Here is a 13247-nt window from a genome sequence, read left to right as displayed (position 1 = left end):
ACTTAAAGCTTAAAGTCACTAAAATCTTCGTCTTCAGAGTCAATAGTATTGTCAATCGCACTTACAAGATAAGAGGTAATCTCAGTCTCTTGTGGGGCAACTTGGACATTATCAGAATCAAGCCAGTGGTTTAACCATGGCAGTGGGTTCGTAGTTTGTTCAAAAATCGGCTGCATATTGAGAGCCGACATACGAATATTGGTAATATATTCAAGGTATTGCTTAAGAATTTGTGCATTAAGTCCAATCATAGAGCCGTCCCTGAAAAGATACTCGGCCCACTCTTTTTCCTGATTCGCAGCATCTTTAAACATCTGAATAACTTCTGCTTCACACTCAATGGCAATGGCTTGCATATCAGGGTCATCCTTACCATCACGCATTAAATTAAGCATGTGCTGTGTGCCTGTGAGATGAAGCGCTTCATCTCTAGCAATTAGCTTAATAATTTTTGCATTACCTTCCATTACCTTTCTTTCCGCAAAAGCAAATGAACATGCAAAACTGACATAGAAGCGGATAGCTTCTAAAATATTTACAGACATTATTGTTAAATAGAGAAGTCTCTTAAGAGAATACATATTAATGCTAAGAGTTTTTCCATCAATTTGATGCTCACCTTCACCGTTGAGGAGGTAGGCCTGCGTATGCTTAATTAACTTATCATAATGTTTAGAAACGCTTGTCGCTCTTTGAATAATCTCTTCAGTTTTCATGATTTCATCAAAAACTGCGCCTGGTTCATTAACAATTGCTCTAATAATGTGAGTATACGAGCGAGAATGGATGGTCTCTGAAAAAGCCCAAGTTTCAATCCAGTTTTCTAACTCAGGAAGAGAAACAATCGGAAGAAAGGCAATGTTAGGTGAGCGTCCTTGAACAGAGTCTAATAAAATCTGATATTGAAGGTTAGATATAAAAATATGCTTTTCGTTTGGCAATAACTTACCAAAATCAATTTTGTCTTTTGACACATCAATTTCTTCGGGTCGCCAAAAAAAAGAAAGTTGTTTTTCAGTAAGCTTTTCAAACATCTCAAATTTTTGTTGATCAAAGCGTGCAACATTTACAGCATCACCAAAGAACATTGGCTCTTTGAGCGTGTCATTAATTTTTTGATTAAATATACTATAGGACATAATTAATAAATTTTATAGTTTACAAACACCATCTTCACAGTCATCATCGCCCTTTATAGCAGCATTTTGATCATCACTGGCTCCATCTCTAGTTGTATGGTAATAAAGCGTCTTAATGCCATACTTATAAGCCTTTAAGAGGTCCATTAAGAAAAGCTTCATTGGCACTCTATTTCCATCATATTGCGAAGGGTCATAGTGAGTATTTGTTGAGATAGATTGATCAACAAATTTTTGCATAATTGCACACAATTGAAGGTAGCCTTCATTGTCTTTGATATCCCAAAGCAGCTCATAACTTTTATGAAGTTTTTCATACTCAGGAACAACCTGTTTAAGAATTCCATCTTTAGATTGCTTGACAGATATATAGCCTCTTGGAGGTTCAATGCCATTGGTGGAATTAGAAATTTGAGACGAGCTTTCGCAAGGCATAAGAGCAGTTAAGGTTGAGTTTCTCAGGCCTTTAGCTTTTATATTTTTTCTTAAAGTGTCCCAATCAAGCTCAAGCTCAGTATTACAGAACTCATCAATATCTTTTTTATAGCTATCGGTTGGCATTATGCCTTTTGCATACTGCGTCTCAGAGAAAAGAGGGCAGGGACCAAACTCTTCTGCGATTTCATTTGACGCTTTCAATGAGTAATATTGAAGCGCTTCAAATGTTTGATGGATTAATTCATTGCCAGATCCATCAGAGTATTTAGCACCATTCTTGGCTAGATAGTAAGCTAAATTTGTTACTCCAATGCCAAGTGTTCTTCGATTATTACTAGCAATCTCCGCAGCTTTTAGTGGGTAATCTTGATAGTCAAGCAAAGAATCAAGAGAGCGCACAATAATATCAGTAATGTCTTCAAGTTCGTCAAGACTCTCAAGAGCCCCTAAGTTAACTGCAGAAAGCGTACAGAGCGCTACTTCACCTTCTTTATCTTGAACAGAGTATAAAGGTTTTGTTGGCAATGTAATTTCCATGCAAAGATTAGATTGCTTAACTGGAGCTTGTAAAGGGTCAAAAGCACCATGAGTGTTGCAATGATCAACATTTTGAAGATATATACGACCTGTATTTGCTCTCTCTTTCATAAACATTGCAAATAGTTCACGAGCACTAATTTGCTGTTTACGAATAGAATCATCTTTCTCGTACTTTTCATACAGTTTTTTAAACTTTTTTTGATCAGCAAAAAAGGAATCATAGAGGCCAGGAACATCATTAGGCGAGAATAAGGTGATATTTTCATCTTTTAAAAAACGTTCGTACATTAAGCCATTAAATTGAACACCATAGTCAAGATGTCTGATTCGATTTTCATCGGTACCGGTATTATTTTTTAAAACAATTAAGCCCTCAACTTCTAGATGCCACAAAGGGTAAAAAAGCGTTGCAGCGCCTCCTCTTACACCACCTTGAGAGCATGATTTAACCGCTGTATGAAAGTGCTTAAAGAAGGGAATACAGCCAGTATGAGTAGCTTCTCCGCCTCTAATTGGGCTGCCAAGAGCACGAATTTTTCCAGCATTAATTCCTATACCAGCGCGTTGAGATACATATTTGACAATTGCACCAGAAGCAGCACTAATGGAGTCTAAATCATCATCTGTTTCAATTAAAACACAAGAGGAAAATTGACGAGTTGGCGTTCTCACGCCAGCCATTATTGGAGTTGGTAATGAGATTTTGAAGTTAGATGAGGCATCATAAAAACGCTTAACAATTTTAATTCTAGCCTTGCCTTTGTATTCTTGAAATAAGCACATTCCAACGAGCATGTACAACATCTGAGGAGACTCATGAATCTCACCAGTTACACGGTTTTGGACTAAATATTTACCCTCAAGTTGCTTAACTGCAGCATACGAAAAGTTCATGTCACGCCAATGATCAATATAATTATTGAACTCTTCAAACTCAGAAGCGTTATATTTATTTAGTATATCTTTATCATAAATCCCTAAATTTGTAAGCTTAGTAACGTGATCAATTAAGGAGGGTGGAGTGAAGGATTTAAATGCTTTTTTTCTAAGATGAAAAATTGCTAAACGAGCTGCTAAATACTGATAATCAGGAACATCAGTTGAAATTAAATCTGCAGCAGACTTAATAATAGTTTCATGTATGTCTTCAGTTTTGATACCATCAAAAAATGCTAATTGAGCATTAATTTCAACTTGAGAGACAGAGATATTTTCCAAGTCTTGTGAGGCCCAATGAACAACACGATGAATTTTTTCGAAATCAATTGACTCTTTTGAGCCATCTCTTTTGGTAACTAATATTTCTTGATCGACAGCTTGTTCTTTAACTGCCTGGATTTCCTGGTTCAAACTCAACTCCTAAAAGGGTACTACATTTAGTGCTTACGATGATAAATATACACTAAATATAGAATATAATTAATATAGATGAAATATTATTCAGATAATTATGTTGAATTTTTATCTAACTAATTGAAAAAAAAGAGAATATCGTAAGAGAAAAAAAATTAGAATTAAGTATTTTTCCTTGATATGAAAATACCAGAAATAATAAGGAGAAGTGCCAAAATATTTTGCCAAAGAATATCTTCCCCAAGTAATAAAGCTCCAAGAAAAAAAGCAACAACGGGTATTAAATAATTAATATTAGATAGAAATGTAGCGCCAGCAGTATTAATAATGATAAAGTAAAGAAAGGCAGCAATCCCAGTTGGTAGGGCACCTAATAATAAAATACTCACACCACTAATAAATGGAATATTAGAAAAATTAATAAAAAAGATGTTGGGCCAAATAAAGAAAGAAAGTAAACTCGCAACTAATAGAACGCTAGCACTTGACACTAAGGGGTCATAAGAAGGAAGTCGAGAGGCGATAATGGTGTTTATAGCATAAGCACAGGCAGCACCAAGAACTAATAAAATTCCAAAAAGAGTATTGTTGCCATTATTAATAGAAGGTCCAAGTATAAAAAGAACTCCGGATATACCAATGATAAAGCCCAAAATTTTAAATCTAGTGAGTTTGTCATTGGGAAGAAAAATGTGAGCCAAAACAAGTGTAACTAAGGGCATAAAAGCCATAAGTAAGCCAGCCATACCAGACGTAATAGTTAATTGACCAGTTGCGATAAGCAGATAAGGCAAAATGTTTCCAATCACTGCATAGACAATAAAGTGCAGCCAGGGAGTTATCGTTCTTGGAAAAGATTTGCCATAATAAAGCGCAATAGCGAACATAGTAATAGCTCCAATGACTAGTCTGTAACCAACAACTTGCTCAGGTGTGAAAAATAAAAGCGCACGATCAATAAGGAGAAAAGAAGAACCCCACACGATAACAAGCAAGCCTAAAAGCTGATAACTTCTTTTATTTATAGACATATTAGAAACATTGGGACCAAGTTAAAAAAAAGACAATATTAGAACTAGTAGGGTGGGACTAAGGAATATATTATCCATATTTCTTAATATAGGGTTTAAGTATGTTGCATTTGAAAAGAATTAGTATTATTTAACATAATATAAATTATACGAATATAATACGTATAAAAAACATGAAATTTAATAGAATATTCATAAAAAACAATGAGTTACGCAATGAACCGCAAATTTACACATATAGAGCACTTTATTAACTAATACAGGAAAGTTATTATTAAAATTATAAAAGTAGCTTAAATCGAATATTTAGAGTGAAAGGGTGTTTTGATATAAAAAAAAGACCCTTTTCTACAATACTAGAGCTTTATTTATTTAATCTTTAACTCTTCTCTTAACAAACTTACCAGTTGTCCTATATTTTTGACTTGGACTTTTGGGACTTTCAGGAATAGTTAACTCTAAGAATTTATGATCGATAAGTGGATTTATTATTACAGTTTTAAACTTAGACTTATTGGTTCTTTTTAGAATCTTCATTAATTCTAAAGCGGTACTTTCATTCTTGCATTTTTTTAAAATTATTAGATGGTCCCTGCTTAGTCCCTTCTTAGTCCCTTTATCTCTAATATGACTTTCAGAGTCATACGTAAATGATAATTGCTCTACTTCTTGACCAATTTTTTTACTACGTTTTATGTCTTTAGTCCAGTCTTCATTTTGGACTAATTCTGCTGATATTTCTTTTGTAGAGTTTTCTTTTTTTAAAAACTTAAACATCTCTGATATATGTAAGTTAATTACTAACAATTATATTACGTATTAATGGTTCTGGTTGGTATTAAGTTTGCAGAATTGGCAAACATTAAACTCTCTTAAATCATTATTGTCTTATTATAGATATTGCTAATGAGTTAATATTTGGTTTAAGAATAGCTGTAATCTGTCTGATTCTGCATTTGTAAAGAAGTTTTCTGGATCATTTTCTTCAACAATCTGGCCATCATCCATAAATATTATTCTATTGGCAACTTTTCTTGCAAAGCCCATCTCATGTGTTACACAAATCATTGTTATGCCTTCTTTTGCCAACTCAACCATTACATCTAGCACTTCTGAAATCATCTCAGGATCTAAAGCAGAGGTAGGCTCATCAAATAGCATTATTTTTGGATTAGTGCATAGAGATCTGGCTATTGCTACTCTTTGCTGCTGACCGCCACTTAGCTGATTTGGATATTTTTCAGCCTGGTCTTTAATACCTACCCTATCTAATAGTTTTAAAGCTTTCTCCCTGGCCTCTTGCTTTGTCTCATTATGAACCCATATTGGTGCAAGTGTAAGGTTGTCAACTATCGTAAGATGAGGAAATAGATTAAAGTGCTGGAAAACCATTGAAACTTCACTTCTAATCTTTCTGATTTTTTGTGCATCATCAGTAAGCTCAGTTCCATCAACAAGTATTTGCCCTTCTTGAAATTTTTCCAGAAAATTTACACATCTAATAAGTGTAGATTTTCCGCTACCAGAGGGTCCGCAAACAACAATGATTTCACCCTCTTTAACATTTAAATTGATGTTTTTGAGGGCATGAAAATCCCCATACCATTTATTTAGATCACTTATTTCAATAATATTTTCTTTTTTCATAATACTTAGCCTGATTAATTTGTATTTTCTGTATTAAAACGTAATTCTAATTTTTTTGAGTATCTTGACATAGTGTAAAGCATAACCCATAAGACCATTGCAACAAACACATACCCTTCTAAGTGTCTTCCAAGCCATTCTTTATCTGCTGCAGCACCAGTTACTACAGCTAGGAAGTCCATTAATCCGATGATCAGCACTAATGTCGTGTCTTTAAATAAAGAGATTGAAGAGCCAACAATATTTGGGATTGAAATTTTTAACGCCTGAGGAAGAACAATTAGTATATTTTTTTGATAGTAACTCAAGCCAATAGCATCTGCAGCCTCATATTGCCCTTTTGGAATAGCCTGAAGCCCTCCTCTCACAACTTCTGCCATGTATGCCGCCTGGAAGAGAGTTATTGCAATTAAAGCCCTAACAAGCTTATCCATGCTTACTCCCGAGTCAAAAAATAGGTAATACATTGGAGGCCATAAAAAGAATGGTAATTAACGGCACTGCTCTAATAAATTCAATATACATTACCGAGAAAAATCTTACTGTTGATAACTCTGATTGCCTTCCTAGTGCTAATAATATACCAATAGGAAATGAAATAATAATTCCAAATGAGGCTATGATTAAAGTTAACATCAAGCCGCCTAATTTATAGGTTTCTACTATTGGAAGAATTCCTAGGCCTCCAAGCAATAAAAAGTAGGATATAACGGGATATGCAACCATAAAAGATAGCAATATTTTATTTTTATGTTTTAAGTTTTTTATAAGCTTGACACTAATAAATAGAAGTGCAGTTATGGCAAAAACAGCATTAGGTCTCCAAAGTTCTTCTCTTGGATAGAAGCCATATATAAACATATCAAATTTCTCATATATGAATGGCCAGCATGCAGCACTTCTGCCACAATTTGAGTTTGTTGCCATTTCTTCACTAAATTGGATATTGAATCCAAAGATATTGACTGTTCCAAAACTGAAGTTAGCGCTAATTAAGAGCCAATTCAAAAGGGGTGGCACGATAATATAAAGTAGATACAAAGAAATAGCAGTTAAGATGCTATTTGTCCAAGTAGAGAAGAGATTTTCTTTAAGCCACAAGGTTACTCCAATTTGAGACTTGGGTGGCATTCTGGTAGTTTGTAGTTGATTTATTGGCATTTATCGACCCTGTATTGCCATTTTTTTGTTGACATAATTTAGTAAGACTGAAATTGCTAATGAGATTACTAGATATACCAGCATAACCATCGTTAGAATTTCAATAGCCTGCCCTACCTGATTAAGAACAGTTCCTCCAAATGCTGACATGAGTTCTGGGTAGCCAATAGCTGCTGCCAGGGAGGAGTTTTTGGTTAAATTTAAATACTGGTTAATAGTTGGCGGAATAGCTACCCTAAGGGCTTGCGGTAATACTACTAACTTAAGTGATTGAATCGGGGTAAGTCCAATTGCTGCTGCAGCCTCTTTTTGACCTTTATCGACCGCTTCAATTCCAGATCTAATGGCTTCAGCAATATAGGTTGCAGTGTATACACTTAATGCAAGCGTAAGGGCTACAAATTCTGGAACAATCGCCAGCCCTCCCTTTAGGTTGAATTTTCCTAGTATTGCGTAATCTAATTGAAGGGGCGACCCAAGTAATAAGAAAACAATAATAGGAAATATAAGAATTAATGCAAGCGAGTATCCAATCGTATTAGTTTGTTTGCCTGTCTCATCCTGTTTTCTTTTAAAGTGACGTTTTAAATAAATGGCAGATCCGACGCCAATAATGAAAGCAATAAAAACCCATAAAAAGCCGTCTTGTGGGATAGGATTTGGTAAAATAAAAGCCTCGATTGTTTATAAAAATAAAATCTAAAAGAGAAATACTCTTTTTTGGGTGAGGCAATGCATTTAAAAAAATGTTATACCAAAATAAGATTTGTAAAAGAATAGGAATATTTCTAAATAATTCAATGTAGGCATTTGAAAGCCTGGAGATTAAGTAATTACTAGATAATCTAGCAATACCAATAAGAAGTCCTAGTATTGTTGAGAGAATGATGCCAACCCCAGCACAAACAAAAGTGTTTATTATTGCCACATAAAAAACTTCAAGATTGGAAGAGTTAGGAGAAAATTTGACAATATAACTTCCAAGAAAAGGCAGAATGTCAAAACCTGATCTTCCCTCAAGAAAGGTAAATCCAGAAACAATACCTCTTGCTTCAATGTTCTCATTGAGGTTTTGAATCATCATATAAAACAAACTAAAAATAATAACTACTGTAGCTACTTGAATAAAGAGAGCCCTTACTTCATTATTGTAGATTAATTCTTTAAAAGTAAGATTTTTAAGATTAGAAAATTTATTAATAGACTTCATAAATTTATATTAAATTCGAATATTTTACTGAGAGCTTTTGATCAAAAAAGGGCAAAAAAAAACCAGCCTGTTAAAGTATAACAGGCTGGTTTAAATTTTTTAGATATTTAATTATCTAAATGCTGGGGCATAAAGGATTCCACCTTTAGTCCACAACTGGTTAGGGCCACGAGAAAGACCAATTGGAGTGTTTACACCAATGTTTCTCTCAAAGCTTTCACCATAGTTACCTACTTGCTTAATAATATCGTAAGACCAGCTAGGGCTTAAATGAAGATATTCGTGAGTCTGAGACGCACGACCAGCAAGACGTTCAACAGTAGGGTTGGTTGTAACTGTATCAATATTTTCGCTAGTTACACCACTTTCTTCTGCTTGAATCATAGCAATTAGAGTCCACTTAACAATATTGAACCACTCATCATCGCCCTGGCGCACAACTGGGCCTAAAGGCTCTTTAGAAATAACATTACCAAGGATCACAGCAGCATCAGGATCATCCATAGCAGCACGTAGAGAAGCTAGCTGAGATACATCAGATGTTAAAACATCACAACGACCAGCGAGGAATCCATCAAGTGATTGTGCACTTGTCTCAACTACGACTGAATCATATGAGATTCCATTAGCACCTGCCCAATCAGCTAGGTTTAGTTCTGTAGTAGTACCCGCTTGAATACAAACAGAAGCACCACTCATTTCCATAGCGTCTGAAACGCCAAGAGATTTCATAACCATGAAGCCTTGACCATCATAATAGTTAACACCTGCAAAGTTTAAGCCTAATGAAGCGTCACGTTGCATAGTCCATGTTGTATTTCTATAAAGAACGTCGATTTCACCAGACTGAAGTGCAGTAAATCTTTCTTTAGCTGTTAAAGGAACATACTTAACTTTAGAAGCATCGCCAAATACAGCAGCAGCTACAGAACGACATCCGTCAACGTCAATACCTGTCCAGTTACCAGCTGAGTCTGGAGCAGAAAATCCAGTTACACCAGTTGTAACTCCACAGTGAAGTTCGCCTCTGTCTAATACATCAGCTAAAGTTCCAGCTTGAACGGCAAAAGAGCCCGCAACAAGAACAGAAGCCAAAGACAATTTAAATAATTGTTTCATTTTGTTTCTCCTATGAGATATTAAAAGTATAAAAAACCATCACAAATAAATGAGGGTTCAAGAAATTTTATCACTAGTTATAGATAACATTCGAATTAATTAATAAAAAATAATTTAAATCAATTCAACTAGCGATGCCTATTTAAACCTATTAATTCAATAATTATGTGTATTTAGAAAGCTAAAAAGTTGAATTTAATTCAACTTAAGTATTGAGTTGAAATTTTGTTTTTTTTAAATATTAGTTTGCTTATTTGTAAATATACTAAAAAAAAAAGATAAAAAAAATACCATATATTTCTATATATATCAATAGGTTATAGCTTATTTAGTTATATATTACATATATATATATATTAAATTTTATCAATATTAGTTATTTTATACCTTTAGTGGTATAAAATAACTAATATATAGTTTAACTAACGAAGTACTGTGAATATTAAAACAACCGAATACCTAGCTATGGTGCGTAATAAGACAGGATATTCTGATTATAAAATTGCAAAAGAATATGATATAAATCAGTCAAATCTAAGTAAATATAACTCTGGAAAGGCGGCTTTAAGTGAAACACATGCCTGGCTGTTTGCTAATATCCTTAATATTGATCCCGCTGAAGTCGTTGCAAATACTAAGTTAGAGCATGCAATAAATACTGGAAATAATTTGAAGTCTAAATTTTGGCAAGAGCAGCTTAATAATATATTTTCTGAGTCTCTACCAATTAAAATTCAAATCGCGCAATTTAACCCTATTGTTGGGGATATTAAGATAAATGCACAAAAAATGCTTGATTTGACTATTGAAGCTAATAATGCTGGAGCTCATTTAATAATATTTCCAGAGTTGGCTTTGACTGGTTATCCTCCTGAAGATCTATTGTTTAGAGATGGATTTATTAATCAGGTCAAAGATGAAATAACAAATTTCTGTAATTTGGCGCCTTCAGACATTTCAATTTTATTTGGTGCGCCGAACAAAGCTGATGACTTTCTTTTTAATAGTGCCTATCTTATTCAAAATAATCGAATCATTAATATTTATAACAAGCAAGAATTACCAAATTATGGTGTTTTTGATGAAAAGCGTTATTTTTCATCCGGCGTTGATTCTTTTGTATTTGAATGTCAAAATACCAAAATAGGCGTGTTAATTTGTGAGGATCAATGGGTTGAAGGCCCCATTTTTAATTTATGCCAATCGAGTATTGATATTGTAGTTTCGCTTAATGCCTCACCATTTCAACTTAATAAGCAAAGTGAGCGCATAAATATCTGTAAAAATTATGCTTTAAAGTTTGATATTACCTTCATTTATGTGAATATGGTGGGTGGCCAGGATGAGGTTGTATTTGACGGTAACTCCTTCATAGTTAATAATCAAGGAGATGTATCACTTCAACTCCCAGCCTTTAAAGAGCTGAGTGTTGCTCATATTGATACAACATTCACTCCTTCTTTAGCGAGTAAAGAATCTTTAATTTATTCTGCCATTGTTTTAGCAACAAAGGACTATATTCAAAAAAATACTTTTGGTGGTGCTTTAATCGGTTTATCTGGAGGCATTGATTCTGCTTTAACTTTAGCAATTGCTGTTGATGCAATTGGTGCAGAAAATGTTCATGCAGTTATGATGCCATATCAATTTACTTCTGATATGAGCCTAAAAGACTCTGAGCTTCAAGCTAAGACCCAGGGTGTAGAGTTTTCTAGTATCGACATCCATTCAATGGTTGACTCATTTAACTTATCACTGAGTGATCAATTTAGAAATACTTCTAGAGATACTACTGAAGAAAATATTCAGTCACGTGTCCGTGGAACCCTTTTAATGGCTTTATCTAATAAATCTCATAAGCTTGTCCTTGCAACAGGCAATAAGTCTGAAATGGCTGTTGGCTATGCTACATTATATGGTGATATGTGCGGCGGCTTTGCGCCACTGAAAGATATATCAAAAACTATGGTGTATAAGCTTGCAAAATATCGTAACACACTTTCTAATGTCATTCCTGAAAGGGTAATAACTAGACCTCCTTCAGCAGAGCTTGCGCCTGATCAAGTTGATCAAGATTCTCTTCCATCCTATGATATCTTGGATGATATTTTGATGAGATTTGTAGAACAAAAACAGTCTGTTAATGAAATTATAGAAAATGGTCATAACTCTGAAGATGTCAGCAAGATTACTTCTTTAATCTTAAGAAATGAATACAAAAGAAGACAATCTGCACCTGGGCCCAAAATAAGTAGTAATGCCTTTGGAAAAGAAAGGCGTTACCCTATGACGTCAAAGTTTAAACCCTAGAGTTGTTATTACTCAAAAACCTTAATCAATCCTTGGGCTTTATGACGAGTCTCAGCAAGTTCTCTCAAAGGGTTAGAGTCGAATACAATTCCCGCACCAGCTCTAAAAGTGAGAGTGTCTCCCTGATGGATAAAGCTTCTAATAAGAATATTGAAGTCCATTTTACCATTTTGACTTACATATCCTACTGAACCTGTATATGCCTCCCTAGGCATTTGCTCAAGTTCATTAATAATTTCCATACATCGAACTTTAGGGCAGCCTGTTATTGTTCCACCTGGAAATAATGCTTTGACAATTTGCTTAACTCCAATATGCTCTCGAAGGTTGCCTTTTATGTTTGAAACGATATGATGAACATAAGGGTAAGTTTCTAAAGTCATTATCTCATTAACATAAACGCTTCCATATTCACACACCCTTCCCATATCATTTCTTTCTAGATCCAAAAGCATAACGTGCTCAGCTATTTCTTTAGGATGACTAATAAGATTTTCTTTTTGAGCATCATCTAAGTGCCCTACTGCTCTTGGGTGCGTTCCTGCGATTGGCCTTGTCTCTAACACACCATCATTGACACTAAACAATCTCTCAGGCGAAGATGAAATAATACTAAAATTTTCGTATTGAACTAAAGCTGAAAAGGGAGCCGGATTAACCTTTTTAAGTTGTTTATATATTATTGCCGAATTTTTTTTTGAGCTTAGAGCATATGACCACTTTCTCGATAAGTTAACCTGAAAGACATCACCCGCAACAATATAATCTAGGCTGCTCTTAACACCATCTGTAAACTTTTCGTTGCTTTCCTCTGAAATCTTGCCATCTAGAGGCTTGTCTGGTATGGCTTTAATAGCTTTAATATCTAATAATATTTGGTTAATTCGTGTGTGATTATTATCTTCATCAATCACATATGTTTTTTTGAGTTTATGATCGGTTATTATTGCAGTTGGAATTTTTACTGCGTAAGCAATAGGAATATTAGATTTGTGAAGTTTGGTTGCTAAGGTAGGCTCAATTTGCCCAATGAGTTCATATGATAAGTATACAAACCACCCACCATTAAAAGGAAGGTTTGTGTTACCGCTTTTTTGTTTACACTGGCTTTCAAGTTCATTCAAAAAATCAAAATCTGCAAAATCTCTCAGAACAATATTTTCTTCTGGAAAAGCAAATAAAATTGAATACCTATTATTTTCATTATGATTTACACTTTCGAGTAAAAACGGATATCTTTCTTTGTTTAGATAACAAAAAGATGCCAAGTCAACTTTTTGAATTTCTATAGTTGCCACT

At 34.3% G+C, this 13247-nt stretch carries 8 protein-coding genes and 2 pseudogenes; 1 reads left to right on the top strand and 9 read right to left on the bottom strand.

Going from position 1 to position 13247, the window contains the following annotated elements; all coding sequences use genetic code 11:
• Positions 1 to 2: 2 nt before the first annotated feature.
• From nrdB to AC5YGB_RS04690, 8 genes and pseudogenes are all read right to left on the bottom strand, one after another.
• Entirely contained in the window at positions 3 to 1139 is a 1137-nt protein-coding gene (nrdB, locus tag AC5YGB_RS04725; RefSeq protein ID WP_496136765.1) for a class Ia ribonucleoside-diphosphate reductase subunit beta, read from the bottom strand.
• Between the two features lie 12 nt (positions 1140 to 1151).
• Positions 1152 to 3467 (bottom strand): class 1a ribonucleoside-diphosphate reductase subunit alpha, encoded by a 2316-nt coding sequence (gene nrdA, locus AC5YGB_RS04720; protein WP_496136764.1) that lies wholly within the window; start codon positions 3465 to 3467, stop codon positions 1152 to 1154.
• A gap of 164 nt (positions 3468 to 3631) precedes the next feature.
• Positions 3632 to 4501, bottom strand: coding sequence for a DMT family transporter (locus AC5YGB_RS04715; RefSeq protein ID WP_020025446.1), 870 nt, complete (start codon positions 4499 to 4501; stop codon positions 3632 to 3634).
• A 372-nt stretch (positions 4502 to 4873) separates the two neighbouring features.
• Positions 4874 to 5278 (bottom strand): Fic family protein, encoded by a 405-nt coding sequence (locus tag AC5YGB_RS04710; RefSeq protein ID WP_496136763.1) that lies wholly within the window; start codon positions 5276 to 5278, stop codon positions 4874 to 4876.
• Positions 5279 to 5404: 126 nt separating this feature from the next.
• Positions 5405 to 6148 carry an ATP-binding cassette domain-containing protein gene (locus tag AC5YGB_RS04705; RefSeq protein ID WP_496136762.1) on the bottom strand — a complete coding sequence of 248 codons (744 nt, stop codon included), beginning with the start codon at positions 6146 to 6148 and terminating at the stop codon, positions 5405 to 5407.
• 14 nt (positions 6149 to 6162) lie between these two features.
• Positions 6163 to 7309 (bottom strand): annotated as a pseudogene (locus AC5YGB_RS04700) (amino acid ABC transporter permease).
• Positions 7310 to 8519, bottom strand: a pseudogene (locus tag AC5YGB_RS04695) (amino acid ABC transporter permease).
• Positions 8520 to 8630: 111 nt separating this feature from the next.
• A complete protein-coding gene (locus tag AC5YGB_RS04690; protein ID WP_496136761.1) occupies positions 8631 to 9638 on the bottom strand; it encodes a transporter substrate-binding domain-containing protein in 1008 nt (335 codons plus the stop codon).
• 435 nt (positions 9639 to 10073) lie between these two features.
• Between AC5YGB_RS04690 and AC5YGB_RS04685 the strand changes: the two genes are divergently transcribed.
• Positions 10074 to 11948 (top strand): NAD+ synthase, encoded by a 1875-nt coding sequence (locus tag AC5YGB_RS04685; RefSeq protein WP_496136760.1) that lies wholly within the window; start codon positions 10074 to 10076, stop codon positions 11946 to 11948.
• Positions 11949 to 11956: 8 nt separating this feature from the next.
• Here AC5YGB_RS04685 and AC5YGB_RS04680 read toward each other — a convergent pair whose 3' ends face one another.
• Positions 11957 to 13246, bottom strand: a complete 1290-nt coding sequence (locus tag AC5YGB_RS04680) for an aminodeoxychorismate synthase component I (RefSeq protein ID WP_496136759.1) — start codon at positions 13244 to 13246, stop codon at positions 11957 to 11959.
• Position 13247 lies beyond the last annotated feature (1 nt).

Source organism: Candidatus Pseudothioglobus sp. uisw_142 (genome assembly GCF_059512465.1).
Note: the sequence above shows the minus strand (reverse complement) of the source record. Positions and strands in the feature narration are given on the sequence as shown.

What these genes read in the sequence shown, in the direction of transcription:
- nrdB (WP_496136765.1), bottom strand. Translation starts at nt 1,139, where the DNA reads ATGTCCTATAGTATATTTAATCAAAAAATTAATGACACGCTCAAAGAG.
- AC5YGB_RS04715 (WP_020025446.1), bottom strand. Translation starts at nt 4,501, where the DNA reads ATGTCTATAAATAAAAGAAGTTATCAGCTTTTAGGCTTGCTTGTTATC.
- AC5YGB_RS04710 (WP_496136763.1), bottom strand. Translation starts at nt 5,278, where the DNA reads ATGTTTAAGTTTTTAAAAAAAGAAAACTCTACAAAAGAAATATCAGCA.
- AC5YGB_RS04705 (WP_496136762.1), bottom strand. Translation starts at nt 6,148, where the DNA reads ATGAAAAAAGAAAATATTATTGAAATAAGTGATCTAAATAAATGGTAT.
- AC5YGB_RS04690 (WP_496136761.1), bottom strand. Translation starts at nt 9,638, where the DNA reads ATGAAACAATTATTTAAATTGTCTTTGGCTTCTGTTCTTGTTGCGGGC.